This is a genomic window from Paraburkholderia sp. BL25I1N1 (assembly GCF_003002025.1).
Taxonomy (GTDB): domain Bacteria; phylum Pseudomonadota; class Gammaproteobacteria; order Burkholderiales; family Burkholderiaceae; genus Paraburkholderia.
In genome coordinates, this window is sequence record NZ_PVZB01000018.1 from 130,708 (window position 1) to 157,408 (window position 26,701).

The 26,701-nt window shown below is 63.1% G+C and carries 24 protein-coding genes; 17 read left to right on the forward strand and 7 right to left on the reverse strand.

What is annotated here, in order from left to right; genetic code table 11:
• Nucleotides 1–376: 376 nt before the first annotated feature.
• The 3 genes from B0G73_RS26070 to fghA all read left to right on the forward strand — a co-directional run bounded on the left by B0G73_RS26070 (nt 377) and on the right by fghA (nt 4,055).
• Nucleotides 377–1,858 (forward strand): xylulokinase, encoded by a 1,482-nt coding sequence (locus B0G73_RS26070; RefSeq protein ID WP_106284102.1) that lies wholly within the window; start codon nt 377–379, stop codon nt 1,856–1,858.
• Between the two features lie 223 nt (nt 1,859–2,081).
• A complete protein-coding gene (locus tag B0G73_RS26075; RefSeq protein WP_020069206.1) occupies nt 2,082–3,188 on the forward strand; it encodes an S-(hydroxymethyl)glutathione dehydrogenase/class III alcohol dehydrogenase in 1,107 nt (368 codons plus the stop codon).
• A 15-nt stretch (nt 3,189–3,203) separates the two neighbouring features.
• Nucleotides 3,204–4,055, forward strand: coding sequence for an S-formylglutathione hydrolase (gene fghA / locus B0G73_RS26080; protein ID WP_106284103.1), 852 nt, complete (start codon nt 3,204–3,206; stop codon nt 4,053–4,055).
• A 59-nt stretch (nt 4,056–4,114) separates the two neighbouring features.
• Here the strand turns inward: fghA and B0G73_RS26085 are convergent, their stop codons facing one another.
• The 4 genes from B0G73_RS26085 to B0G73_RS26100 form a co-directional block, all read right to left on the reverse strand.
• Nucleotides 4,115–4,897, reverse strand: coding sequence for a metal ABC transporter permease (locus tag B0G73_RS26085; protein WP_106284104.1), 783 nt, complete (start codon nt 4,895–4,897; stop codon nt 4,115–4,117).
• Nucleotides 4,890–5,825: an ABC transporter ATP-binding protein gene (locus B0G73_RS26090; RefSeq protein WP_106284105.1), complete on the reverse strand. Its 936-nt coding sequence runs from the start codon at nt 5,823–5,825 to the stop codon at nt 4,890–4,892. The genes B0G73_RS26085 and B0G73_RS26090 overlap by 8 nt, the downstream gene beginning before the upstream one ends.
• Nucleotides 5,822–6,790, reverse strand: a complete 969-nt coding sequence (locus B0G73_RS26095) for a metal ABC transporter solute-binding protein (RefSeq protein WP_106284106.1) — start codon at nt 6,788–6,790, stop codon at nt 5,822–5,824. The genes B0G73_RS26090 and B0G73_RS26095 overlap by 4 nt, the downstream gene beginning before the upstream one ends.
• Before the next feature lie 61 nt (nt 6,791–6,851).
• The gene (locus tag B0G73_RS26100; protein ID WP_106284107.1) at nt 6,852–7,346 is read right to left on the reverse strand and encodes a Fur family transcriptional regulator; all 495 of its coding nucleotides are present in this window, start codon (nt 7,344–7,346) and stop codon (nt 6,852–6,854) included.
• Nucleotides 7,347–7,677: 331 nt separating this feature from the next.
• Here B0G73_RS26100 and B0G73_RS26105 point away from each other — a divergent pair, with 331 nt between their 5' ends.
• The 7 genes from B0G73_RS26105 (at nt 7,678) to B0G73_RS26135 (ending at nt 14,096) form a co-directional block, all read left to right on the forward strand.
• Nucleotides 7,678–8,460, forward strand: a complete 783-nt coding sequence (locus B0G73_RS26105; RefSeq protein ID WP_106284108.1) for an L-iditol 2-dehydrogenase — start codon at nt 7,678–7,680, stop codon at nt 8,458–8,460.
• A gap of 72 nt (nt 8,461–8,532) precedes the next feature.
• Entirely contained in the window at nt 8,533–9,855 is a 1,323-nt protein-coding gene (locus B0G73_RS26110) for a sugar ABC transporter substrate-binding protein (RefSeq protein ID WP_106284109.1), read from the forward strand.
• 150 nt (nt 9,856–10,005) lie between these two features.
• Complete coding sequence (locus tag B0G73_RS26115) at nt 10,006–10,941, forward strand: carbohydrate ABC transporter permease (protein ID WP_106284110.1); 936 nt, start codon at nt 10,006–10,008, stop codon at nt 10,939–10,941.
• A 41-nt stretch (nt 10,942–10,982) separates the two neighbouring features.
• Nucleotides 10,983–11,816 (forward strand): carbohydrate ABC transporter permease, encoded by an 834-nt coding sequence (locus tag B0G73_RS26120; protein ID WP_085966707.1) that lies wholly within the window; start codon nt 10,983–10,985, stop codon nt 11,814–11,816.
• On the forward strand, nt 11,813–12,526 hold the full coding sequence (locus tag B0G73_RS26125) for an HAD family phosphatase (protein ID WP_106284112.1): 714 nt from the start codon (nt 11,813–11,815) through the stop codon (nt 12,524–12,526). The genes B0G73_RS26120 and B0G73_RS26125 overlap by 4 nt, the downstream gene beginning before the upstream one ends.
• A gap of 106 nt (nt 12,527–12,632) precedes the next feature.
• On the forward strand, nt 12,633–13,742 hold the full coding sequence (locus B0G73_RS26130; RefSeq protein ID WP_106284113.1) for an ABC transporter ATP-binding protein: 1,110 nt from the start codon (nt 12,633–12,635) through the stop codon (nt 13,740–13,742).
• A 57-nt stretch (nt 13,743–13,799) separates the two neighbouring features.
• Nucleotides 13,800–14,096: a DUF1330 domain-containing protein gene (locus B0G73_RS26135; RefSeq protein WP_106284114.1), complete on the forward strand. Its 297-nt coding sequence runs from the start codon at nt 13,800–13,802 to the stop codon at nt 14,094–14,096.
• Between the two features lie 25 nt (nt 14,097–14,121).
• Here B0G73_RS26135 and B0G73_RS26140 read toward each other — a convergent pair whose 3' ends face one another.
• The 3 genes from B0G73_RS26140 to dalD all read right to left on the reverse strand — a co-directional run bounded on the left by B0G73_RS26140 (nt 14,122) and on the right by dalD (nt 18,212).
• Nucleotides 14,122–15,069 (reverse strand): sugar-binding transcriptional regulator, encoded by a 948-nt coding sequence (locus tag B0G73_RS26140; RefSeq protein ID WP_106284135.1) that lies wholly within the window; start codon nt 15,067–15,069, stop codon nt 14,122–14,124.
• 90 nt (nt 15,070–15,159) lie between these two features.
• Complete coding sequence (gene xylB / locus B0G73_RS26145) at nt 15,160–16,641, reverse strand: xylulokinase (protein ID WP_106284115.1); 1,482 nt, start codon at nt 16,639–16,641, stop codon at nt 15,160–15,162.
• A gap of 158 nt (nt 16,642–16,799) precedes the next feature.
• On the reverse strand, nt 16,800–18,212 hold the full coding sequence (gene dalD, locus B0G73_RS26150) for a D-arabinitol 4-dehydrogenase (protein ID WP_106284116.1): 1,413 nt from the start codon (nt 18,210–18,212) through the stop codon (nt 16,800–16,802).
• A 385-nt stretch (nt 18,213–18,597) separates the two neighbouring features.
• Between dalD and B0G73_RS26160 the strand changes: the two genes are divergently transcribed.
• The 7 genes from B0G73_RS26160 to B0G73_RS26190 all read left to right on the forward strand — a co-directional run bounded on the left by B0G73_RS26160 (nt 18,598) and on the right by B0G73_RS26190 (nt 26,682).
• Nucleotides 18,598–19,578, forward strand: coding sequence for an AraC family transcriptional regulator (locus B0G73_RS26160; protein WP_106284118.1), 981 nt, complete (start codon nt 18,598–18,600; stop codon nt 19,576–19,578).
• A gap of 113 nt (nt 19,579–19,691) precedes the next feature.
• On the forward strand, nt 19,692–20,645 hold the full coding sequence (locus tag B0G73_RS26165; protein WP_106284119.1) for an ABC transporter substrate-binding protein: 954 nt from the start codon (nt 19,692–19,694) through the stop codon (nt 20,643–20,645).
• Nucleotides 20,646–20,707: 62 nt separating this feature from the next.
• Nucleotides 20,708–22,228 carry a sugar ABC transporter ATP-binding protein gene (locus B0G73_RS26170; RefSeq protein ID WP_106284120.1) on the forward strand — a complete coding sequence of 507 codons (1,521 nt, stop codon included), beginning with the start codon at nt 20,708–20,710 and terminating at the stop codon, nt 22,226–22,228.
• On the forward strand, nt 22,215–23,222 hold the full coding sequence (locus tag B0G73_RS26175) for an ABC transporter permease (protein ID WP_106284121.1): 1,008 nt from the start codon (nt 22,215–22,217) through the stop codon (nt 23,220–23,222). The genes B0G73_RS26170 and B0G73_RS26175 overlap by 14 nt, the downstream gene beginning before the upstream one ends.
• Before the next feature lie 37 nt (nt 23,223–23,259).
• Nucleotides 23,260–24,357: an alcohol dehydrogenase catalytic domain-containing protein gene (locus tag B0G73_RS26180; protein WP_106284122.1), complete on the forward strand. Its 1,098-nt coding sequence runs from the start codon at nt 23,260–23,262 to the stop codon at nt 24,355–24,357.
• 46 nt (nt 24,358–24,403) lie between these two features.
• On the forward strand, nt 24,404–25,948 hold the full coding sequence (locus tag B0G73_RS26185; RefSeq protein WP_106284123.1) for an FGGY-family carbohydrate kinase: 1,545 nt from the start codon (nt 24,404–24,406) through the stop codon (nt 25,946–25,948).
• A complete protein-coding gene (locus B0G73_RS26190) occupies nt 25,945–26,682 on the forward strand; it encodes an SDR family oxidoreductase (protein ID WP_106284124.1) in 738 nt (245 codons plus the stop codon). The genes B0G73_RS26185 and B0G73_RS26190 overlap by 4 nt, the downstream gene beginning before the upstream one ends.
• Nucleotides 26,683–26,701: the final 19 nt, after the last annotated feature.

The following is a 26,701-nucleotide window of genomic DNA, read 5'->3' on the forward strand; positions in this document are numbered from 1 at the left end:
GACTAAAAAGCACAACAAGACCAGTGGGGCCTATTCCCGCATTCCCGGTGACGATATGCGTAGGGGCTGTTTGAAAGCCAAAAGAAATGCGCGGACCTGGTCTATCGGCGGTCAGCCCCTTGCAGTGGCGATGCGGCGCTGTGCGTCGCGCGAGTCCGGATTGACGCGATATGTGTGAGAATCAATGAGGTGTATCTCGCTCACCGCATAGTCCTGTTTCGATGTGGCTCGCGGCGCGGGCGGGTTAACCCGCGATTCGCGATTTTCGGCGTGTGTTTGGGCAGGTTTCTCAAGCGCCTTGCCGGCGCGCAAAAATAGGCGTTTCGGGCAGCTTTCGCGTGCTCATCTCCTCCCTCAACTTGACCTTCTATCGCCCATGAGTTTTCTCGGCATCGACCTCGGCACCGGTTCCCTCAAAGTAGCAATCGTCGACGAAAACGGTCGCGAGCAGGCGGTGGCGAGCGTCGCTTACCCCATCGAAACGCCGCAGGCGGGGTGGGCGGAGACATCGGTGCAAACTTGGTGGCGCGCGCTATGCGAAGCCGCCGCGCGTTTGCCCGACGGATTGCGCCGCGATATGCGAGCCATCGGTTTTTCCGGACAGATGCACGGCGTCGTGTTGATCGACGCAGCGGGCGAGGCCGTGCGGCCCGCCATGCTGTGGCCCGACACGCGCGCGCTGGCCTTGCTCGACGCGTGGCCCGAGCCGCAGCCGAATCCGGTTGCGCCGGGCATGGCCGGTCCGCTGCTGCGCTGGATCGTGTTGCACGAACCGCAGTCCGCGAGCCGCACGCGCTGGGCGCTGCAACCGAAAGACTGGCTGCGCGTCGCATTGGGCGGCGCGGTGGCGACCGATCCCTCCGACGCCTGCGCGACCGCGCTCGCCGATCCCGCCGGCGTGTGGGACGCGGCGCTGCTCGATCGACTCGAGATCCCGCGCGAGTGGTTCGCGCCGCTGGCGCCGTCCTATGCGGCCGGTGGTGTGTTATCGGAGAGCGCGGCGCGGGCGTTGGGGTTGCGCGCCGGCATCGTGCTCGCGACCGGCGCGGCCGATACGCCTTGCGCCGCGCTCGGCAGCGGATTGGCGCACGACGGCGACGCATTGCTGACCACCGGCACCGGCGGACAGATCGTGGTGCTAGCCGAGCACGCACCCGCGGCGGTCAAGGGCTTGCATCGTTATCGCGCGGCGAGCGATCACTGGTATCGGATGGCGGCGATGCAGAACGTCGGCATCGCGCTCGAACGCGCGCGCGGATGGCTGTCGTATGAGTGGGCCGATGCGTATCGGGACGCGTTCGGTGACGCGACTAGCGCAGTCGGCGCATCCAACGCGACCGACGCATCCAACGCGAACACAGCGGCAGCATCCGGCCTCACGTTCCTGCCGTACCTCACAGGCGAACGCACGCCCTGGCTCAATCCGATGGCGCGCGGCGGCTGGCTCGGCCTCGCGCTCGATCACACGCGCGGCACGATGATGCGCGCCGCGTTCGAAGGCGTCGCGTTCTCGCTGCGTGCCGGACTCGACGCGATTCGCGCGAGCGGCGCGTCGGTGACGGCGTTGAAACTGGCGGGCGGCGGTTCCGTCGACACCCGCTGGCGCCAGTTGCTCGCCGATGCGCTGAATGTCGAACTGCACGCGGTCGATTGTCCGAATGCGGCGCCGCGTGGCGCGGCGATTCTCGGTGGCCTCGCGAGCGGGCATTGGCACGCGCGCGATCTGGCCGCGCTCGCGCCCGGCGCGATGCGCGTTGCAGGTCCGCAAGGCGACACGGCGCTTGCCGAGCGCTACGAGCGCTTTCTCGATCTCTACGGACGAGTCGAAACATGGTTCGCGAACACGCCGTCGCAATGAGCGAATGTCATGTCAGGTTCAGACAATGCCGTGACGCGCTTTGCAATACCATGTCGTTTTTCGCGCGCTAATGTATGAGTCGGCGCAGTGCGCCGAATGCCAATGACGACGTGCCCGCATGAGGCGCACGGATCAGCCGCAGCACCGGATCGCAACACATGCGCGCCGCAACGCAGTCCGCCGCGACGCGCCTTGACTTGACAGACACACAGGAGCATTCACGATGAAGACCAAAGCAGCAATCGCATGGAAGGCCGGGGCGCCGTTGACGATCGAGGAAGTCGATCTGGAAGGGCCGCGCGCCGGTGAAGTCCTGATCGAAGTGAAGGCCACGGGCATTTGCCATACCGATTACTACACGCTCTCCGGCGCGGACCCGGAAGGCATCTTCCCCGCGATTCTCGGGCACGAGGGCGCGGGCGTCATTGTCGATACCGGTCCCGGCGTCGGCACGCTGAAGAAGGGCGATCACGTCATTCCGCTCTATACGCCGGAATGCCGCCAGTGCAAATTCTGTCTGTCGCGCAAGACCAATCTTTGTCAGGCCATCCGTTCGACGCAAGGCAAAGGTTTGATGCCCGATGCGACCTCGCGCTTCTCGCTCGACGGCAAGCCGCTGTTTCACTACATGGGCACGTCCACGTTTTCGAACTACATCGTCGTGCCGGAAATCGCGGTGGCGAAAGTGCGTGAAGACGCGCCGTTCGACAAGATCTGCTACATCGGTTGCGGTGTGACGACGGGCGTCGGTGCGGTGGTCTATTCGGCGAAGGTCGAGGCGGGCGCGAATGTCGTGGTGTTCGGCCTCGGCGGCATCGGGCTGAATGTGATCCAGGGCGCGAAGATGGTCGGCGCGGACAAGATCATCGGTGTGGACATCAACCCGGGCCGTGTCGAACTGGCGAAGAAATTCGGCATGACACACTTCATCAACCCGAACGAGGTTGAGAACGTGGTGGATCACATCGTGCAACTCACCGACGGCGGCGCGGACTACTCGTTCGAATGCATCGGCAACACGAAGGTGATGCGTCAGGCGCTCGAATGCACGCATAAGGGCTGGGGACAGTCGTTCATCATCGGCGTGGCGGCGGCGGGCGAGGAAATCAGCACGCGTCCGTTCCAGCTGGTGACGGGCCGCGAGTGGAAAGGCTCGGCGTTCGGCGGTGCGCGCGGCCGCACCGACGTGCCGAAGATCGTCGACTGGTACATGGAAGGCAAGATCAATATCGACGATCTGATCACGCACCGTCTGCCGCTCGAGCGCATCAACGAGGGCTTCGATCTGATGAAGAAGGGCGAGTCGATCCGCTCGGTCGTGCTGTACTAATCCGGAAGCCTCGCCATGCTTGAACTCTTGTCGTCGCATGTCTGTCATGGCGGCGAGCAGCGCATCTATCGGCACGACTCGCAGACCATCGGTCTGCCGATGCGCTTCTCCGTCTATCTGCCGCCGCAAGCTTTGCAGGCCAGTGCGAACGTGCCCGCGCTGTTCTATCTCGCGGGTCTCACGTGCACCGAAGAAACGTTTCCGGTCAAAGCCGGCGCGCAGCGTTTCGCCGCGCAGCACGGCATTGCGCTGATCGCGCCGGATACCAGTCCGCGCGGCGCGGGTGTGCCGGGCGAAAGCGCGGCGTGGGACTTCGGCGTAGGCGCGGGCTTTTACGTTGACGCCACACAGCAGCCGTGGGCGCAGCACTACCGGATGTATTCGTACGTGCGGGACGAGCTGCGCGAAACGGTGCTCGCGAATCTGCCGGTGGACGGCGCGCGTCTGGGCATCTTCGGGCACTCGATGGGCGGTCACGGCGCGTTGATGCTCGCGTTGCGCAATCCGGAGATCTATCGGTCGGTGTCGGCGTTCGCGCCGATTGCCGCGCCGACGCGTTGCCCGTGGGGCGAGAAAGCGTTCAGCGGCTATCTGGGCGACGACCGCAAAGCGTGGAAGCAGTACGACGCGAGCGAACTCGTTGCGCATGCGTCGCGCAAGTTCGCGGCGGGCATTCTGGTCGATCAGGGACTCGCGGATCAGTTCCTCGCGGAGCAACTGAATCCCGATGTGTTCGAAGCCGCTTGCCGGGCCGCAGGTCAACCGCTGACGCTACGCCGTCACGCGGGCTACGACCACGGCTATTACTTCATCTCGACGTTCATCGAGGATCATCTCGCGCATCACGCGAAGGTGCTGCTCGGCTGAAGTCCCGCAGGACGACGATGGCGGTGTGCAGATACGATGCCGCCATCGTTCCTGAAGACTCAATGCCGTCTCAACAAACTCCCGCCGTACACCATCGCCGACAGCACGGTGATCCAGAAGCTCGTCGGCCAATCGGTGTAGAACGCGAGTGTCAGACCGAGCCACGCCTGCAGCAGCGCGAACACCGCGGCGAGCACGAGGCCCGCTGAAAGCCGCGTCGTCATGTTTTGCGCGGCGGCGGCCGGGCCGACCATCAGCGTGAACACCAGCAGCACGCCGACAATCTGCGTGCACGCCGCCACGGCGAGCGCCGTGATCGCGAGAAACAGCACGGACACGAGGCGCAACGACACGCCCTTGGCTTCGGCCAGTTCCGGCTGCAACGAAGCGAACAGCAGCGGCCGCATGATCGCCGCGAGCGCCAGCAAACTCACTACACCCAAGCCCGCCAGCACGCCGAGCGTCGATGCATTCACGCCGAGCACATTGCCGAACAGCAGCGCCGTGACCTGAGTCGCGTACGCGGTGAAGAAGTGCAGAAACAGCAAGCCGAAACCGAGCGACAGCGAGAGGATCACGCCGATCGCCACATCGCGTCCGGCAAGGCGTTCGCCGAGCGCGCCCATGCCGACGCCCGCCGCCAGCGTGAAGCCGATCATCCCCCAGATCGGCGAGACGCCGATCAGCACCGCGCCGGTCGCGCCGGTGAAGCCGACGTGCGAGAGCGCGTGGCCCGCGAAGGTCTGTCCGCGCATCACCAGAAAGTAACCCACCACGCCGGCCAGCACCGCGACGATCCCCGACGCCGCGAATGCGTTCACCATGAAATCGTATTCAAACATCGTGCTTGTGTCCGTCGCGTGAGTCGTGCTGATCTGAGTGGCCGTGCGCGTGGCCATGCGAATGGGAATGCGAGTGCGAGTGCGAGTGCGAGTGGCTGTGGCCGCCGTGCTCGTCGTGTTCGTGCTCGTGATCGTGCTTTTCCACTTCGACGTCGCCCGACATCACGAAGATGCGGCCGTTCACGCGCATCACGTCGATCGGCGAGCCGTAGAGGCGCGACAGGACCGGCCGCGTGATCACTTCGTCGACGGTGCCGAGCGCCGCCACGCCGCTGCCGAGATACAGCACGCGATCGAGCGCGTGAAGCAGCGGGTTCAGTTCATGCGCCGAAAACAGCACGGCGATGCCGAGTTCCTGTTGCACGCGCCGCACCAGTTCGACCACGCTCTTTTGATGATGCGGGTCGAGGCTGATCAACGGCTCGTCAAGCAAGAGCAGCTTCGGGTTGCCGAGCAGGCACTGCGCCAGCAACAGCCGCTGACGCTCGCCGCCCGACAGTTCCGACAACGGCCGCTCGGCCAGCTTGCGGCCGCCCACCAGATCCAGCACACGTTCGACATCGGCGCGCGTGGCCGCGTCCGCATGCGGCAAGCCCCAGCGATGGCCGTCGGCGGCCATCGCGACGAAATCGCGGCCGCGCACGCGACGTCCGGCGAGCGCGCTGCGTGTCTGCGGCATATAGCCGATCGACGAATTGCCGCGTTCGACCGGTTGGCCCAGCACGCGGATCGCGCCTTGAGCGGCAGGCACGAGGCCGAGGACGGCGCGCATCAGTGTGGTCTTGCCCGCGCCGTTGGGTCCGAGCACGCCGATGAATTCGCCCTGGTTCACCACGAAGCCGGTGTCGCGCAGAATCGTGCGATCGCCGAGTTCGAGTGTCACGCGTTCGAGTTCGAGCACGGGCGCGCTGCGGCCAGGCTGGGTCATTGGGTTTTTCCTTTCGCGCCTGAAGCCGCAGCCGCATTTGCGCCATTCGCATCGCCCGAGGCCAGCGCCGTGCCCAGCGCGTCGAGCTGCGTCAGCATCCACGTCTGATAGGTCTTGCCGGCCGGTTCGGTCTCGGTGACGCTCATGGTCGGCACCTTCGATTGCTGCGCGAGCTTCAACATGCGTTTGGTCAGGGCCTCGGTTGCCTGGCTGTTATAGATCAGAACACGGACGCGCTTCTCGCGCAGGTCGCGTTCGAACGCGGCAATATCGGCCGCGCTGGCTTCGGTGTCGTTCATCGTGGCGAGCTGGAAGCGCAGGTTGCGCATGGTCAGGCCCACGGCGTCGGACATGTAGCCGAACACCGGTTCGGTCGCCGTGACCGGCACGCCGGCGTAGCGGCCATGCAGTTCGGCGACTTTGGCGTCGACTGGTTTCAGCGAATCGAGAAACTTCGCGAGGTTCGCATCGTACGCCGACTTGTGCGCGGGGTCAGCCGCGACGAGCGCCTCGCTCACCGCGCGCGCCACTTTCGGCATGGTCGCCGGGTCGTACCAGAGGTGCGGATTGTCGCCGCCTTTCTTGCCGACGAGATCGGCCGCGACGATCGTCACGCGCTTCGCGCCCTTCGACGCCGCCAGTAATTTTGCCATCCACGGATCGTAGTCGGCGCCGTTGTAGACCACAAGGCTCGCATGCTGCAGCGCGCGCGCCGTCTTCGGGCTCGCTTCGAACAGATGCGGGTCCTGCTCCGGATTGCTGAGGATGCTCGTCACGTCGACGCGTTCGCCGCCGAGTTGCTGCACCACGTCGCCGTAGAAATTCTCCGCCGCGACCACCGGGATTTTGGCGTCCGCGGCCATCGCGGCGTGGCCGAACGCGACCATGGCGGCGCTTACCGCGACGTACTTCGACAGTTTCAGCGCACGCTGCGCGCCGTTCAACATCGGGCCGAATTTCTTCATTGTTCTGTCCTGCTGCGTGAGGGTTGAATGGATCACTGACGTTAGGAAAAGCGCGCCGGCTCTAGGCCGGCTTTGTGTCGGCCGAAGCGCCGCCAGGCCGCGCCGCGCGGGCACATAGCGCGCATAGACCGCTCAATTCGACCACCTGCCGATGCACTTCAAAGCCATGGGCCGGCGCGCTATGCGACAACTGTTCGGCGAGGTCGTCGCCGGGAATTTCGACGGTGGCGCCGCAGCCGTCGCACATCAGAAACTGGCTGCGATGCGGCACGCCGACTTCACAGCAGGCCACGAACGCGTTCTTCGATTCGATCCGATGCACGAAGCCATGCGCGAGCAAAAAGTCCAGCGCGCGATACACGGTCGTGGGCGGCACACGGCCGCGTTCCGGTTCGAGCGCATCGAGCAGTTCATAAGCGCCGATCGGCCGCTCGCTCGCGACGATCGCCGCATACACCTGACGACGCAGTGGCGTCAGCGCGAGCCCATGCAACGCGGCATGCGCTTCGGCATGCGCGAGGCGCACGGCATGGTGTTCTGCAGGCGATGTGGCCATCAGCGGAGGCTCCTACGAAATGGCAATCGGGCGAAATCGCAACCAAACAGCTTCGAAGCGAAGCGAGGTCGCAATGATATAACGTATCTCGAAATGTTGTCAGCACGGCCGAATGGAAAGCAGATTGGCTGACTGCGAGTTCTCGTACTAGTGTTGATCGGAGCGGGAAAGGGGTGCCGGAGTCCTGCCGCGCTGCACCATCGAAATCTGCTCGGGCGCCTTGACATGGCCCGGTGCGTATCCGATCATTCGATCACTAACAGAGCAATTGTTCGCGTGATGAGCGTTCGCTCACCGCGCCTCAAGAAGCAAAACGAACCGGAGACGAGCAGTGGCGGCACGATTGCAGGACAAGGTGGCCATTCTGACGGGCGCGGCAAGCGGAATCGGTGAAGCCGTGGCGCGGCGATATCTGGACGAAGGCGCGCGCTGCTTGCTGGTCGACGTGAAGCCGGCCGACAGTTTCGGCGACTCGCTGCGTGCGACCCATGGCGATCGCGTGCTGACGGTGCGCGCTGACGTCACGCGCCACGACGATATCCAGCGCATCGTGGCGAGCGCGCTGGAGCGCTTCGGGCAAATCGACATTCTCTTCAACAACGCGGCGCTCTTCGACATGCGCCCGATCCTCGACGAATCCTGGGACGTGTTCGACCGTCTCTTCGCGGTCAACGTGAAGGGCATGTTCTTCCTCATGCAGGCCGTGGCGCAAAAGATGGTCGAGCAGGGCCACGGCGGCAAGATCATCAATATGTCGTCGCAAGCCGGACGGCGCGGCGAGGCGCTCGTGTCGCACTACTGCGCGACCAAGGCGGCGGTGCTCAGTTACACGCAATCGGCGGCATTGGCGCTTGCGCCGCACAAGATCAATGTGAACGGCATCGCGCCGGGTGTCGTCGATACGCCGATGTGGAACGAAGTCGACGCGCTCTTCGCCCGCTATGAAAACCGCCCGCTCGGCGAGAAGAAACGGCTTGTCGGCGAAGCGGTGCCGCTCGGCCGCATGGGCGTGCCCGACGATCTGACCGGCGCCGCCCTGTTCCTCGCGTCGGCGGATGCCGACTACATCACCGCGCAAACCCTGAACGTCGACGGCGGCAACTGGATGAGCTGAGTCCGCGCCGTTCATCGTCAATTTCGTAGAACAAACGCTGCACTACATAACGTACGAGAAAGGAGACAACACATGAAGCCAGCCCTCAAATCCACGCTAAAGGCGGTCAGTGCCGGCGCGGTCGCATGCTTTGCATTGAGCGCGTCGGCGGCGACGGTAACGATCGCCACGCTGAACAATCCGGACATGATCGAGCTGAAGAAGCTCTCGCCCGAATTCGAAAAGGCGAATCCGGACATCAAGCTGAACTGGGTGATTCTCGAAGAAAACGTGCTGCGTCAGCGCGCCACCACCGACATCACGACCGGCAGCGGCCAGTTCGACGTGATGACGATCGGCGCATACGAAACGCCGCAATGGGGCAAGCGCGGCTGGCTCACGCCGCTCACGAATCTGCCCGCTGATTACGATCTGAACGACGTCGTGAAGACGGCCCGCGATGGCCTCTCGAGCGGCGGCCAGTTGTACGCGCTGCCGTTCTACGTCGAAAGCTCGATGACGTATTACCGCAAGGACCTGTTCGAGAAGGCCGGCCTGAAGATGCCCGACCAGCCGACTTACGACCAGATCAAGCAATTCGCCGACAAGCTCACCGACAAAGCCAACGGCGTTTACGGCATCTGCCTGCGCGGCAAGGCGGGCTGGGGCGAGAACATGGCCTACGGCACGACGGTGGTGAACACCTTCGGCGGCCGCTGGTTCGACGAGAAGTGGAACGCGCAGCTCACCTCGCCGGAATGGAAGAAGGCGATGACCTTCTACGTCGATCTGCTGAAGAAGGACGGCCCTCCGGGAGCGAGTTCGAATGGCTTCAACGAAAACCTGACGCTGATGTCCTCCGGCAAGTGTGGCATGTGGATCGACGCCACGGTGGCGGCCGGCATGCTCTACAACAAGCAGCAATCGCAGATCGCCGACAAGGTCGGTTTCGCCGCGGCGCCGGTCGCGGTCACGCCGAAGGGTTCGCATTGGCTGTGGGCCTGGGCGCTGGCGATTCCGAAGTCGTCGAAGCAGGCTGACTCGGCCAAGAAGTTCATCACGTGGGCCACGTCGAAGCAATACATCGAACTGGTCGCGAAGGACGAAGGCTGGGCTTCGGTGCCGCCGGGAACACGTAAATCCACCTACGCGCGCCCTGAGTACAAGCAGGCAGCACCGTTCGGCGACTTCGTGCTGAAGGCAATCGAAACGGCGGATCCGGAGCACCCGACGCTCAAGCCGGTGCCGTACACCGGTGTGCAGTTCGTCGGGATTCCTGAGTTCCAGTCGTTCGGCACCGTGGTCGGTCAGAGCATCTCCGGCGCGATTGCCGGCCAGATGACGATCGATCAGGCGCTGGCGGCCGGCAACGCCACCGCGGATCGCGCGGTGAAGCAGGCCGGCTACCAGAAGTAAGCCACGGTCGTTACGTGGCACGCGCCGGCTGACGCCAGTCAGCCGGCTTACGCGGCACAGCGGGCCTTGCCGCCACACGTGCGCCGCGACATCGCAGGGTGTCGTCGCAGCTTCGGGCGGCGGTCCGCGCATTACCACAGGTGGTCAATCATGCGTCCTCTGCGCCTGCCTATCATGCATGCCCATCCCCAGACAGAAAAAGAACGCGAAATCCGCAAAGCCAATTCCGCCCGCTGGCTAGTCACGCCTTCGGTCGCGGTGCTCGTGCTGTGGATGGCGATTCCGCTCGCGATGACGATCTGGTTTTCGTTCTCGCGCTACAACCTGTTGAATCCGGATCTGAAAGGCTTCGCGGGTTTCGACAACTACAAATACCTTGCCAGCGATCCGTCGTTCGGCCCTTCGATCGGCCACACGCTCGAACTGATCATCTCGGTCCTCGTGATCACGGTGGTGGGCGGCGTGCTGATGGCGATCCTGTTCGACCGCAAGTTCTACGGCCAGGGCGTCGCGCGGTTGCTCGCCATCGCGCCATTCTTCGTGATGCCGACCGTGAGCGCGCTGATCTGGAAGAACATGATTCTGCATCCGGTGTATGGCCTGATCGCGCAGGGCATGCGCGCCATGGGCATGACGCCGATCGACTGGTTCGCGGAATATCCGCTGACGGCCGTGATCATGATTGTCGCGTGGCAGTGGCTGCCGTTTGCTTTCCTGATTCTGTTCACGGCGATCCAGTCGCTCGATCAGGAGCAGAAGGAGGCGGCGCGCATCGACGGCGCGGGGCCGTTCTCGATGTTCTTCTATATCACGCTGCCTCACCTGAAACGGGCGATCGCGGTGGTGGTGATGATGGAGACGATTTTCCTGCTGTCGATTTTCGCCGAAATCTATACGACCACGGGCGGCGGTCCGGGCACCGCGACCACCAACCTGTCGTACCTGATCTATTCGCTGGGCCTGCAACAGTTCGACGTCGGTCTCGCGTCGGCGGGCGGCATTCTCGCTGTCGTGCTGGCCAATATCGTGTCGTTCTTCCTCGTGCGGATGCTCGCGAAGAACCTGAAAGGGGAGTACGAAAAATGAGCCAAGTTGCCTCTACCCCGGTGTCGAACCCGACGACTGCCATGACGGTGCCGGCGAAGTCGCCGTTCGCCGCGATCCGCCGCGGCATTCCTGGCGTGATCGCCTGGCTCGTCGCCCTGCTGCTGTTCTTTCCGATCTTCTGGATGACGATCACCGCGTTCAAGACGGAGCAGCAAGCCTATGCGTCGTCGCTGTTTTTCATCCCGACGCTCGACAGCTTCCGCGAGGTGTTCGCGCGCAGCAATTACTTTTCGTTCGCGTGGAATTCGATACTGATCTCCGCGGGCGTGACGATTCTGTGCCTGATTCTCGCCGTGCCGGCCGCGTATGCGATGGCGTTCTTCCCGACCCGCCGCACGCAGAAGGTGCTGCTGTGGATGCTGTCGACCAAGATGATGCCGTCGGTCGGCGTGCTGGTGCCGATCTATCTGCTGTGGAAAAACAGCGGGCTGCTGGATTCGGTGTCGGGTCTCGTGATCGTCTACACGCTGATCAATTTGCCGATCGCAGTGTGGATGTCCTTCACGTACTTCGCCGAAATTCCGCGCGACATTCTCGAAGCCGGGCGGATCGACGGCGCCGCGACGTGGCAGGAAATCGTCTATCTGCTGATGCCGATGTCGCTGCCGGGTCTCGCCTCGACGGCGCTGCTGCTCGTGATCCTGTCGTGGAACGAGGCGTTCTGGAGTATCAACCTGTCGAGTTCGAATGCCGCGCCGCTGACCGTGTTCATTGCTTCGTATTCGAGTCCTGAAGGCCTCTTCTGGGCCAAGCTGTCCGCCGCTTCGCTGCTGGCGGTCGCGCCGATCCTGATCGTCGGCTGGCTGTCGCAGAAGCAACTGGTGCGCGGCCTTACCTTCGGGGCGGTCAAATGACGGCAGGCACGAGTGGAAGCACGCTCGCCGGCAATTTCGCGCTGATCTGCGATTGTGACGGCGTGCTGATCGACAGTGAAGCCGTGGCGGCGCGCATGCTGGTGCACGAACTCGAAGCGCGCTGGCCCGGCACCGACGTCGAACCGGTCGTGATGCCGCTGCTTGGACTGCGTATCGAGAAAGTGCTGCAAGGCACCGCGGCGCAGCTCGGCAAGAGCCTCGGTGTCAAGGACATCGATTCGATCCGGCAAGCTGTGGAAGCGGCGGCGATGCAGGCGCCGACGGTCGAAGGCATCGAAGCCGCGCTCGCTCAGGTGCCGCTCACAAAAGGCTGCGCGAGCAACAGCTTTCGCCCGTATGTGGAAACGGTGCTGACGCGCACGGGTCTCGTGAGATTTTTCGGCGACCGCCTGTTCTGCGCCGATGCGGTGCCGAATCCGAAGCCCGCGCCCGACGTTTATCTGGCGGCGGCCAGGGGCCTCGGACTCGCGCCTTCGGCGTGCCTCGTGGTGGAGGACAGCGTCACCGGCGTGACCGCGGCCACGGCGGCGGGTATGACGGTGCTCGGCTTCATCGGCGGCGGTCATGCGAGCGATGCGCAGATCGACAAGCTGCATGCAGCCGGCGCGCGTCACGTCTTCGACGACATGCAGCAGTTGCCCGAACTGGTCGCGCAATGGACGCTGAGTGCAACGGCGGCCGCGCCATAAGCAGCAGCATCGAAGGCGAATCAAATGCAGCCGCCTGAGCGTCGCAAACAACTCAGGCAACCGAAACATCGGACAAGCAACACACAGCATTACACGGAGACACATCATGGCAAGCGTAACTCTGCGCAACATCAGGAAGGCGTACGACGAAAACGAAGTGATGCGCGACATCAACCTCGATATCGCGGACGGCGAGTTCGTCGTGTTCGTGGGCCCGAGCGGTTGCGGTAAATCGACGCTGATGCGGATGATCGCCGGCCTCGAAGATATCAGCGGCGGCGATCTGACCATCGACGGCATGCGTGTGAACGACGTGGCGCCCGCCAAGCGCGGCATCGCGATGGTGTTCCAGTCGTACGCGCTGTATCCGCACATGACGCTATACGACAACATGGCGTTCGGCCTGAAACTCGCCGGCACCAAAAAGCCGGAAATCGACGCGGCAGTGCGCAACGCAGCGAAAATCCTGCACATCGACCATCTGCTCGATCGCAAGCCGAAGCAGTTGTCCGGCGGACAGCGTCAGCGCGTGGCCATCGGCCGTGCGATTACGCGCAAGCCGAAGGTGTTCCTGTTCGACGAACCGCTGTCGAATCTCGACGCCGCCTTGCGCGTGAAAATGCGCCTCGAATTCGCGCGTCTGCATGACGAACTGAAGACCACGATGATCTACGTGACGCACGATCAGGTCGAGGCCATGACGCTGGCGGACAAGATCGTGGTGCTGTCGGCGGGCAATCTGGAGCAGGTCGGCAGCCCGACCATGCTGTATCACGCGCCGGCCAACCGTTTCGTCGCGGGATTCATCGGTTCGCCGAAGATGAACTTCATGGAAGGCGTGGTGCAATCGGTTACGCACGACGGCGTCACGGTGCGCTACGAGACCGGCGAGACCCAGCGCGTCGCAGTGGAGCCGGCCGCGGTGAAGCAGGGCGACAAGGTGACGGTCGGCATTCGCCCCGAGCACCTGCACGTAGGCATGGCCGAAGACGGCATCTCGGCCCGAACCATGGCGATCGAATCGCTCGGTGACGCCGCGTATCTGTATGCGGAAGCGAGCGTCGCGCCGGACGGACTGATCGCGCGCATTCCGCCGCTCGAACGTCATACCAAAGGCGAGATGCAAAAACTCGGCGCCACACCGGAGCACTGCCATCTGTTCGACAGCGCGGGGAAAGCATTCCAGCGTAAGATCGTCGAAGTGCTGGCCGCGTAACGATTGGGAAAGCGGCGGGCGCGCCGCTTTCCTTTCAATCACGCTCCGGAAACGTTCATGGCCGCCTACGTCGTCATTACGCGCGAGAAAACGCTCGACCCCGCGAAACTGGATGAATACAAACAGGTTGCGCCTGCAACCTTCGAGCAACATCCGGTGATGATGCTGGCGAGCCACGGCCGCAAGGAAGTGGTGGAAGGTCCGCCTATCGACGAAATTCTGATCCTCGAATTCGCCAGCTACGACGAAGCGATTGCCTGGTATCGCAGCCCGGAGTATCAGGCCGTCAGCGAGACGCGTCTGCAGGGCGGGGAATATCGCATCATCATCACCGAAGGGCTGACGGCGATGTAGTGCGGCATGGGCGCAGACTGTCCGCTTACACCTCGAGCGCGGCTCTCGCGCATGATTCGTCGGTCACGAGGCCCGACAGCCAGCCGCCTTTCAGCACGGCAATCAGCGCTTCACGCTTGCGCTGCCCGCCGGCGAAGCCGATGGTCGGGCGCTGCGGCGGCGAGTCGAGCGCGATGCTCGTCACGCGCCGGCCGGTCGGCGATTCGACATGCGCGCCCGCTGCGTCGATAGGCAGTCCGAGCATTTCCGCCACCGCGCCGTTCTGCATCAACTCCTTCACTTCCGCCGACGTAATGAAGCCGTCTTCGTGCAGCGGACATTTCGGCCCGATATTGCCGATGCCGACAAACGCCACATCGGCCTGCGCCGATAACGACTCGACGATCCGATACAAACGGTGATTGCACCACTGCGCGCGCTCCGCTTCGCTATCGGCGAGCAGCGGAGCGGGCAGCAGAAAATGCTTGCCGCCCGTCTTCTCTGAAATGTGCAGCGCGACGTCATAGCGGTTCGAGGAGCCGTCCTGGGCGATCGCCCCGACCATCGATACCAGCCGGTGCTGCGGACGGTCCAGTTGCGCGATCTGATCGACGGCGGCCTTCAGCGTGCGGCCGCTGCTCACCGCGACCACCATCGGTTTTTCCTCGCCGAGATAGCGCTCCATCACTTGCGCGCCGGCGACTGCGAGTTTGCGGTCGACTTCCTCGGACGTATCGCTGTCGATCGGCACCACTTCGCACATGCTCAGGCCGTAGCGTTTCGACAGTTGATCGGCGAGTGCGAGACAGTCAGCCAGTTTGTGATCGACCCGCACGCGAATCAGATTCTTCTCCACCGCGAAAGCAACGAGCCGTTGCGCCACCGGGCGCGACACCTGGAGCTTCTCGGCGATTTCATTCTGGGTATTGCCGGCAACGTAGTAGAGCCACGCAGCGCGGGTAGCGAGATCTAATTTTTCTGTGGACTTGGGCACGGTGACGGTTCGCTTGAAGTGCGCCGATGATAGCAGCCGGTCTGCGCGCTTCAACCAACCCTGGCGCGGAAACCGGCTGCGGATAGCCGGTCAGGCAAGCGGTTGCCGCGCGGGGTCGAACAACGGCCGTACGTGGCGGTAAAGTGCGCGATAGGCTTCGAGCCGCGTGCGCAGTTCGGCATGGCGGCGCGGGTTCGGCGTGAACTCTTTGGCGATAGGCGGCTTGGTCAGCACGGTGGCCGGATCGCCACCGGCGGCCAGCCAGCCGAGGCGTGCCGCGCCGAGCGCCGCGCCGGTTTCGCCGCCGCCGTGCTTGCGCGTGGCGGTGTCGAGCGCGTCGGCGAGCAACTGGGCCCAGTAGTCGCTGCGGGCGCCGCCGCCGAGCAGGGACAGCGCCTTCGCTTCGGTGCCGGCCGCGCGCAGCGCGTCGAGGCCGTCGGTGAGCGCGAGCGTGACGCCTTCGAGCACCGCGTAGCCGAGCAACGCGCGATCCGTTGCATGCGTCATGCCGAAAAACACGCCTTGCGCGTACGGGTCGTTGTGCGGCGTACGTTCGCCCGACAGATAGGGCAGGAAGAGCGGTGCGGTGTTCAATGCGTCCGCGGGCAGCGCCTCGATTTCGGCGAGCAGAGTCGGCTCGTCGGTGGAGGTGAGCTTGCAGACCCAGCGCAGGCAACTCGCGGCGGAGAGCACCACGCTCATCTGATGCCAGCGATCCGGAATCGCGTGGCAGAACGCATGCACGGCGGAGGCCGGATTCGGCCGGAAGCTGTCGCCAACCACGCACAGCACGCCCGACGTGCCGAGCGAGACGAAGCCGTCGCCGGGTTGCGTCGCGCCGATGCCGATTGCGCTGGTGGCGTTGTCGCCGCCGCCGGCCGCGACGATCACGCCGTCGCTCAGGCCGAATTCACGCGCGACCGAGGGCAGCAGCGTGCCGGACGGCTCGCTGCCTTCGGCGAGGCTCGGCATTTGCGCGCGCGTCATGTTGCAGGCCGCGAGCAGCGAGTCCGACCAGTCGCGTTTGGCGACATCGAGCCACAGCGTGCCAGCCGCATCGGACGGATCGGACACCTTGCCGCCGGTCAGTTGCAGGCGCAAGTAATCCTTCGGCAGTAACACGCAGGCGGTTTGCGCAAAAATCTCGGGCTCGTGACGCGCGACCCACAGCAGCTTCGGCGCGGTGAAACCGGGCATGGCGAGATTGCCGGCCACGCTGTGCAACTCCGGCGCGCGCTCGGTCAGCTCCGCGCACTCCTTGTCGCTGCGCATGTCGTTCCACAGGATCGCGGGACGCAGCACGCGGTCCTGCGCATCCAGCAGCACGGCGCCGTGCATCTGGCCGGACAGGCCGATGCCGCGAATCTGCGCGAACTCGTCGGGATACTTCGCGCGCAATGCTGCAAGCGCCGTACGCGTGCCGGCCCACCAATCTTCGGGATTCTGCTCGGCCCAGCGCTGATGCGGACGCGAAACGGTAAACGGTGAGCCTGCGGTGCCGATCACGCGTCCATCGGAGGCGAGCAGCAGGACTTTCACTTCGGACGTGCCGAGGTCGATGCCGAGATACATGGGCGCGGAACCTTCGTCGTTGGAGATGCGCTACTTTAGCCGCACATGGCGCGCGGTGCCATGCGCATTAAGCCTGGCTAAGCCTGGCGTGGCATGGCACCCGCGCGCTTCGATGCCGCGCGGTGCGCGGCGCTTCTGAATCATGAAGTCAGCGGCGTTCAAACCGCGCCGCGTTTGGCGAGCCATACGTCGACGCGCGCCAGGGCGCCTTCCAGCGCCGATTCCAGCTCCGGCGTTTGCGCCATGCCGCCCCACAGCAGCCGGTCGGCGGCGAACGCTTTCAATGGATCGGGCGCCTCGAAGAAGGCCCGCGCGACGCGCTCATCCATCACGCCGTCCTGGTACGCGTAGGGCAACTCGCCGGCGTTCCAGCGATCGAGAAAACGGAAGAACAGCGCAGGCAGCATGGCCGTCGCCGCGGGCGTGACGCCGCGCTCGAAGCACTCCGACAACGTCGGCGCGATGAAGCCCGGCAGCTTTGAAAAGCCGTCTGCCGCGACGCGCTGGTTCGTGTCCTGGATATACGGATTGCTGAAGCGTTCGAGCACGACGTCGCGATAGCGTTCGAGATCGAGCGGACTTGGCGTGAGGCACGGAATCACGTCTTCGGTCACGTATTCGTAGGCGAATTTGTTGATGTCCGCGTCGAGCGTGCCTTCGTGAATGTAGTTCAGCCCGACCAGCGTACCCGCCCACGCGATGCAGCTATGCGTCGCGTTGAGAATGCGGATCTTCGCCTCTTCATACGGCATCACCGAGTCGACCAGTTCCGCGCCGACCTTTTCCCATGCCGGCCGTCCCGCGATGAAATTGTCTTCGATCACCCATTGGATGAACGCTTCGCCCATCACCGGAGCGGCGTCGTCGACACCGGTCGCCGCCTTGACGCGTTCACGCACGTCCGGCGTGGGACGCGGCGTGATGCGATCGACCATCGAGCTTGGACTGGCGGTGTTGTCGTCGAACCATTGCGCCAGGTCGATCGCGCCGCGCCGTTCGAGAAACTCGCTCATGCCGGCATGGAAGCGCTCGCCGTTGCTGCGCAGGTTGTCGCAAGTCTGCAGCGTGACGGGGCCCGCGCCGCCTTTCATGCGCGCGTCGAGAATCGCGGCCAGCGCGCCGTAAATGGTGGTGTGGCCGCCTTTGAGGTCGACCGCGAGATCGGGGTTGGCGGTGTCGAGCTCGTCCTGCTCGTCGAGGTAATAGCCGCCTTCGGTGACCGTGAACGCGATGATCTTGCAGGCCGGATCGGCGCCCGCTTCGATCAGCGCGTCGAGGCTTTCGGTCCACGGCACGACGCGCTCGATCGAGCGAATCGTCTCGTACGCGCGCTCGCCTTGGGGCGTGACGGTCTCGAGCGTATAGACGCCGTTTTGCGCGGCGAGCGCTTCGAGCACCGCGTTCATATCGCTGCGGATATTGCCGACCGTGAGCGACCAGTGCGGCTCGCCAGGCACCTTGGCCTCGTTCAACCGATGGAGGTACCACGCCTGATGCGCGCGATGAAACGATCCCGCCCCGATGTGCAGGATCACGTGTGCGGCCGCGCCGCTGTCTTGCCCGCTGTTCATGTGCGTCTCCTGAATGTCCTTGCTCGCATCGCTCGTAGCGTGCGTTTCTTCTTGAGATGGAGCATTTGCTCTGTATGTGAGCGAATGATCGTACCCGGCGAAACGAAAGTCAAGGCGACCGAGTACGGTTTTTTGTGGCGCAGCGCCGCGCTGCAGGGCTTTTCGGCGCGACTCGCGATGCGCCGTGGCGTGATGGCGGCGAGTTGCGGCGCGTATTGCATTGCATCAAATTTGACATTGAGCGGGCCAGGACTAACCCGAATGCAAAAAAGTATTGGTCCGCGGTCTCATTTTTAGTGGTGGATCACGCGCGAGAAGACTACTTTTCGCTATACAAGACGAAAGACCAGCGGCGCCTCAAGTGGCCGCTTCATGGAGACAGACAGTGCAACCCGATCTCGAACTCGTGGCCGTACGTCGTGACGAATCGTTCAAAGTATGGTCGCACGGCTATCCGTACCGTACGGTGCGCTGGCACTTTCATCCGGAATACGAAATTCATCTGATCGTGGCGACGACCGGCAAGATGTTCGTCGGCGATCACATCAGCAGCTACACGCCCGGCAACCTCGTGTTGATGGGGCCGAACCTGCCGCACAACTGGGTAAGCGACGTGCCGGAAGGCGAGACAATCGCACAGCGCAATCTGGTCGTGCAGTTCGGGCAGGAGTTCGTGTCGAGCTGCATCGACAGTTTTCCGGAGTGGCGTCAGGTCGAAGCGCTGCTTGCCGATTCGCGCCGCGGCATCTCGTTCGGCGCGCAAACGAGCGCGGCGATCCAGCCGCTGTTCCTCGAATTGCTGGCGGCGCGCGGACTGCGCCGGCTGGTTCTGTTCATGTCGATGCTCGAAATCCTGATGAACGCCGCGGACCGCGAGACGCTTGCGAGCCCTGCTTATCAGGCCGACCCGACCAGTTTCGCGTCGACGCGCATCAATCACGTGCTCTCGTATATCGGCAAAAACCTCGCAAACGAATTGCGCGAGTCGGACCTGGCGCAACTCGCGGGCCAGAGCGTCAGCGCGTTCTCGCGTTATTTCCGCCGCCATACGGGGTTGCCGTTCGTGCAGTACGTGAACCGCATGCGCATTAACCTCGCGTGCCAGCTGCTCACCGACGACGATCTGAGCGTCACCGATATCTGTTTCAAGGCGGGCTTTAACAACCTGTCGAATTTCAACCGACAGTTTCTCGCGGTGAAGGGCATGGCGCCTTCAAAATTCCGCCACTATCAGCAACTGAACGACGCGAGCCGCGACGCCTCCGAAAAAGCCGCGGCACGCGGCGTGGGCATCGACGACGCGCCCGCCATCGTGCTCGCGCCAGGTTTGCCGCGCAGGGCCGCCGCCGCTTATCCACCGACGTAGTCCCAGGCCCAGGCTTCCCGCCGAAGCGTTTTATTTCACCTGCGTTTCAACACGTATCGCGCTGCCCCACGGCAGCGTGAGGGACGTGCTCACTTTTAATAATGGAGACAACCATGACGCAATCCCTTTCGAAACCGACTTCGTTGAAGACTTTCGCACGCAGCAGGGCGGCACTGGCGACGCTCGCCTTCGGCCTGTCGTTGATCGCCGCGCCGGCCGCACAGGCCGCGCCGCTGAAAATCGGCATGACGTTTCAGGAGCTGAACAATCCGTACTTCGTGACGATGCAAAAAGCGCTGAACGATGCGGCGGCTTCGATCGGCGCGACGGTGGTCGTCACGGACGCACACCACGATGTCAGCAAGCAGGTCAGCGACGTGGAAGACATGCTGCAGAAGAAGATCGACATCCTGCTCGTGAATCCGACTGACTCGACCGGCATCCAGTCGGCGGTGACATCGGCAAAGAAGGCGGGCGTGGTGGTGGTCGCCGTGGATGCGAACGCCAACGGTCCGGTCGATTCATTCGTCGGCTCGAAGAACTACGACGCCGGCGAAATGGCTTGCGAGTATCTGGCCAAGTCGATTGGCGGCAGCGGCGAAGTGGCGATTCTCGACGGCATTCCGGTCGTGCCGATTCTCGAACGCGTGCGCGGCTGCAAGGCGGCGCTCGCGAAAGCGCCGGGCGTGAAGCTCGTGGATACGCAGAACGGCAAGCAGGAACGCGCGACCGCGTTGTCCGTCACCGAGAACATGATTCAGGCGCATCCGAACCTGAAGGGCGTGTTCAGCGTGAACGACGGCGGTTCGATGGGCGCGCTCTCGGCGATCGAATCGTCGGGCAAGGACATCAAGCTGACCAGCGTCGACGGCGCACCGGAAGCGATTGCCGCGATCCAGAAACCAAACTCGAAGTTCGTCGAAACGTCCGCGCAATTCCCGGCTGACCAGGTGCGCATTGCACTGGGCATCGCGCTCGCGAAGAAGTGGGGCGCCAATGTGCCGAAGACCATTCCGGTCGACGTGAAGATGATCGACAAGAGCAATGCCAAGGGTTTCAGCTGGTAAGCCGAATGTCCGTTGTCGCGTTGAGCAGAAAAGCACGGCAACGGACAGCAGAGGAGGACCCGATGGACACGATACTCAAGCTCGACAACATCACCAAAAGTTTTCCCGGCGTGAAGGCGTTGCAAGGCATTCACCTGGAAATAGCGCGCGGCGAGATTCACGCTTTGCTCGGCGAAAACGGCGCGGGTAAATCGACGCTGATGAAAATCCTGTGCGGCATTTACCAGCCCGATGAAGGCACGATCACGATCGAAGGCGAGGCGCGTCATTTCGCCAACTATCACGATGCGGTGGCTGCCGGCGTCGGTATCGTGTTTCAGGAGTTCAGCCTGATTCCGTATCTGAACGCCGTGGAGAACATGTTTCTCGGCCGCGAACTGAAGAGCGGTTTGGGCTTGCTCGAACGCGGCAAGATGCGGCGCGCGGCGGCGGCGATTTTCCAGCGGCTCGGCGTGACGATCGATCTGTCGGTGCCGATTCGCGAACTCTCGGTGGCGCAGCAGCAGTTCGTCGAGATCGGCAAGGCGCTTTCGCTGGAGGCGCGCATTCTGATTCTGGACGAGCCCACCGCCACGCTCACGCCCGCCGAAGCCGAGCATCTGTTCGCCATCATGCGCGAGCTGAAACAGCAGGGCGTCGCGATGATTTTCATCTCGCATCACCTCGAAGAGATTTTCGAAGTGTGCGACCGCATCACCGTGCTGCGCGATGGTCAGTACGTCGGCATGACGGAGGTCGCGCAATCCGACGTGGGACATCTCGTGGAAATGATGGTGGGGCGCCGCATCGAAAACAGCTTTCCGCCGAAGCCGCCGCTGCGTGCCGACGCGAAGCTCGTGCTCGAAGTCGACAAGCTGCAGTTGCTCAAGGACAGCCCCGTTTTGAGCTTTACGCTGCGTGAAGGGGAGATTCTCGGCTTCGCGGGACTGGTCGGCTCGGGGCGCACGGAAACCGCGCTCGCCGCGATCGGCGCGGACCCGGCCTACGTGAAGGAGATTCGCATCAACGGCACGGCGGCAAAGCTGTCCGATCCCGCCGATGCGTTGCGCGCCGGCGTCGGCATTCTGCCGGAGAGCCGCAAAACCGAAGGCCTGATCACCGACTTTTCGATCAAACAGAACATCTCGATCAACAACCTCGGCAAGTATCGCTCGATGCGCTTCTTCATCGACCAGCGCAGCGAAGCGCGCGCGACCGCCGACATCATGAAACGCGTGGGCGTCAAAGCACCGAGCATGCACACCGAAGTCGCGACGCTCTCCGGGGGCAATCAGCAGAAAGTGGTAATCGCACGCTGGCTGAATCATCACACCAACATCCTGATCTTCGACGAACCGACGCGCGGCATCGATGTCGGCGCCAAAGCCGAAATCTATCTGCTGATGCGCGAACTCACCGCGCGGGGCTACTCGATCATCATGATCTCGTCCGAACTGCCGGAGATCGTCGGCATGTGCGACCGCGTCGCCGTGTTCCGGCAGGGCCGCATCGAAGCGATGCTCGAAGGCGACGCGATCGACTCGAACGCCGTGATGACCTATGCAACTGCCGGCTCTCGTGGAGCAACACATGAACACGCCTAATCCTTCTTCTTCACCCAAGACATCCACTGTCAGCAGCGATACGCCGGGAGCGCCGGTGCGTTTCACGTGGGCCGCCCTGAAACGCTCGACGCTGTTCTACCCGTTCGTCGGCTTGCTGGTGGTGTGCATCGTGATGGTGTTCGCGAGCGACAGCTTCCTCTCCGGAGCGAATATCGAGAACGTGCTGCGCCAGGTGTCGATCAACGCGATCATTGCCGTGGGGATGACGTGCGTGATCCTGACCGGCGGCATCGATCTCTCAGTGGGTTCCGTCATGGCGCTGGCGGGCACGCTCGCCGCCGGGCTGATGGTGGCCGGTATGAACGCGGTGGCCGCGCTTGCGATCGGCGTCGCGGTGGGATTGGGCTTTGGCGCGGCGAACGGTTTCTTTGTAGCGTTCGCGGGCATGCCGCCGATCATCGTCACGCTCGCGACGATGGGCATCGCGCGTGGCCTCGCGTTGATCTACACAGGCGGCTATCCGATCGACGGCTTGCCCGATTGGGTCAGTTTCTTCGGCAGCGGCAAGATTCTCGGCGTGCAGGCGCCGGTTGTGATCATGGCCGTGATCTACGTGATCGCGTGGGTACTGCTGGAGCGCATGCCGTTCGGCCGCTATGTCTATGCGATCGGCGGCAACGAACAGGCGACGCGTCTGTCCGGCGTACGTGTGGCGCGCGTGAAGCTGATCGTCTACACGATTGCGGGTTTGACGTCCGCCTTCGCCGCCATTGTCCTGACCGCGCGTTTGATGAGCGGCCAGCCGAACGCCGGCGTCGGCTTCGAACTCGACGCCATCGCCGCCGTGGTGATGGGCGGCACGTCGATCTCCGGCGGGCGAGGCTCCATTATCGGCACGCTGATCGGCGCGTTGCTGCTCGGCGTGCTGAATAACGGCCTGAACATGGTCGGCGTGAATCCTTATGTGCAGAACGTGATCAAGGGCGGAATCATTTTGCTCGCGATTTACATCAGCCGCGACCGCAGAAAGTAACTCTTCAACGACTTCCACTTTTAAGCAGGACCATGCAATGACGACTCAATCCACAGACCACGACCAGCAGAACATGACAGCCATCGTCTGTCATGCACCGAAAGACTATCGCGTCGAACAGGTGTCGAAGCCTCGCGCGGGCGCGCATGAGCTGGTGATCCGCATTGCCGCGTGCGGTATTTGCGCGAGCGACTGCAAATGTCATTCGGGCGCGAAGATGTTTTGGGGCGGCCCAAGTCCCTGGGTCAAGGCGCCGGTGATTCCAGGCCATGAGTTCTTCGGTTTCGTGGAAGAAATCGGCGAGGGCGCGGCCGATCACTTCGGCGTGAAAATGGGCGACCGCGTGATCGCCGAGCAGATCGTGCCGTGCGGCAAATGCCGCTATTGCAAATCAGGTCAGTACTGGATGTGCGAGGTGCACAACATTTTCGGCTTCCAGCGGGAAGTCGCCGACGGCGGCATGGCCGAATATATGCGCATTCCGCCGACGGCAATTGTTCACAAGATTCCCGACGGTATTTCGCTGGAAGACGCCGCGATCATCGAACCGCTCGCCTGCGCGATCCACACGGTCAACCGTGGAGAAGTGCAACTCGACGACGTGGTGGTGATCGCCGGCGCCGGCCCGCTTGGTCTGATGATGACGCAAGTGGCGCATCTGAAAACACCGAAGAAACTGGTGGTGATCGATCTGGTCGAAGAGCGCCTCGCACTCGCCCGCGAATACGGCGCCGACGTGACGATCAACCCGAAACAGGACGATGCGCTGGCGATCATCCACTCGCTCACGGACGGTTACGGCTGCGATGTGTATATTGAAACCACCGGCGCGCCGATCGGCGTGAATCAGGGCATGGACCTGATTCGCAAGCTTGGGCGGTTCGTGGAGTTTTCGGTGTTCGGCGCGGATACCACGCTGGACTGGTCCGTGATCGGCGATCGGAAAGAACTCGACGTGCGCGGCGCGCACCTCGGCCCGTACTGTTATCCCATCGCGATCGATCTGCTGGCACGCGGGCTGGTTACATCGAAAGGCATTGTCACGCACGGCTTTTCGCTGGAAGAATGGGACGAGGCGATCAAGATCGCCAACTCGCTCGATTCGATCAAGGTGCTGCTGAAGCCGCGCGCCTGAGCGTCGAACGCGGTCGGAGTACGAGCGGCATATAAACGGAGACTGTATGGATTACGTCATCGGCGTCGATATCGGCACGCAGAGCACCAAGGCGCTGCTGGTCGATCAGCACGGCGCGATCGTCGCGCAGCATGCGTCGAGCTATCAGCCGGATACGCCCAAGCCGCTGTGGGCCGAACAGTGGCCTGCGGTCTGGCTGAAGGCGGTGGTGGAGTGCATCGCCGCGTGCGTAGCCAAGGCGAAGGAGGCGGGCGTCGCGGCGAAGTCGATCAGAGCCGTGTGCGTGAGCAGCTTGTATGGCGGCTCCGGCATTCCGGTTGATAGCGAGATGCGGCCGCTTTATCCTTGTCTGATCTGGATGGACCGGCGCGCCACCGAGCAGGTCGAATGGGTGCGCAATAACGTCGATCTCGAGCGGCTCTACACGATCACGGGCAACGGCGTGGATAGTTACTACGGCTACACGAAGATGCTGTGGCTGCGCGATCACGAGCCGGACGTGTGGTCGCATACGCGCTACTTCCTGCCGCCGAATGCGTACGTGATCTACATGCTGACTGGCGAGGTGGCGGTCGATCATAGTTCGGCGGGTAATATCGGCGGCATCTACGACATTGGCAAACGCGACTGGTCCGACGAAGCGCTCGACATGCTCGGCATTCCCGCGACGATGATGCCGGAGCGGCTGGTCGAATCGTCGGACGTGGTGGGCGGCTTGCTGTCGCAGTGGGTCGAGCAGTTAGGCCTCGAAGCGGGCACGGCGATCGTCGCGGGCGGCGTGGACGCGGCGATGGCGACGTTCGCGGCCGGCGTCACGCGCGCCGGGCAACATGTCGCGATGATTGGCACGAGCATGTGCTGGGGCTACATCAACCAGAGCGTCGACGCGCGGCATGGGTTGATCAGCATGCCGCATGTGTTCGACGGGCAACGCGATATTTATGTGTTCGGCGGGGCGATTACCGCGGGCGCGTCGGTGAGCTGGTATCGCGAGCAGTTCTGTCACGCGGAGATCGAGGCCGCGCGTGCGACGCCGCATGGCGATCCGCATCGCTTGCTGGAAGAGTCGGCAGAGAAAGTGCCGGCTGGTTCGGATGGCGTGATGTTCCTGCCGTATCTGATGGGCGAGCGCAGCCCGGTGTGGGATGCCAAGGCGAGCGGAGCGTTTATCGGACTGAGCCTGTTTCATACGCGGGCTCATTTGTACCGCGCCGTGCTGGAAGGCGTCACGTTTGCGCTGAAGCACAACATCGAGGCGGGGCGCAAAGGCGCGCAGTCGCTGGATGACAAACTGATCGTGGTGGGCGGCGCCGCGCATTCGGATTTGTGGATGCAGATTATCGCGGACGTTACGGGGTATCCGGTTTATACCATCGAGCAGGACGTGGAGGCGGCGATGGGGGCGGCGTTGCTGGCGGGCGTCGGTGTCGGGCTGGTGTCGCGTGAAGAGGCGCGGCGCGGATGGGTCACGCTGGTTGAACGCGCGGAGCCGAACGCACAACGGATGGCGTTGTACGAGCAACGGTTCGGCGTTTATACGGATTTGTATCCGGCGTTGAAGCCGATCATGCATCGGTTGCAGACATCATGAATGCTACTTTTGATTTTTCTGGCAAGTCGGTACTGGTTACCGGGGCTTCGAGCGGGATCGGGCGTGCGACGGTTGAGGCGTTGTGCGCGTCGGGCGCGAATGTGGTGGCTGCCGCGCGCAATGTGAAGGAGCTTGCGCGGTTGGCGGAGGAAACGGGTTGCGAGCCGTTGACGCTCGATGTGAGCGATGAGGCGGCTATCGATGATGCGTTTGGTTCGCTCGATACGTTTGATGGGCTCGTGAATTGTGCCGGGATTGCGTTGCTCGAGCGTGCTGTCGATACGACGGGTGAGAGTTTCGATCGTGTGATGGCGGTGAATGCGCGGGGCGCGGTGCTGGTGGCCAAGCATGTGGCACGAGGGATGATCGATGCTCAGCGCGGTGGCAGTATCGTTAATGTTTCCAGTCAGGCTGCGCTGGTGGCGTTGGATGATCATTTGAGTTATTCGGCCTCCAAGGCTGCGCTTGATGCTGTTACCAGGGCTTTGTGTGTTGAGTTGGGGCCGTTCGGGATTCGGGTTAATAGTGTTAATCCTACGGTTACGTTGACGCCTATGGCGGTGCTGGCTTGGAGTGATCCGGTTAAGCGGGATCCGGCGCTTAAGGCTATTCCGTTGCAGCGGTTTGCTGAGTCTGCTGAGGTTGCTGCGACTATTTTGTTCTTGTTAAGTGGGGCTGCTTCTATGGTTAGCGGGGTTTGTTTGGCTGTTGATGGGGGGTATACGGCTAGGTGAGGTTCTTTGATTGTGCGGT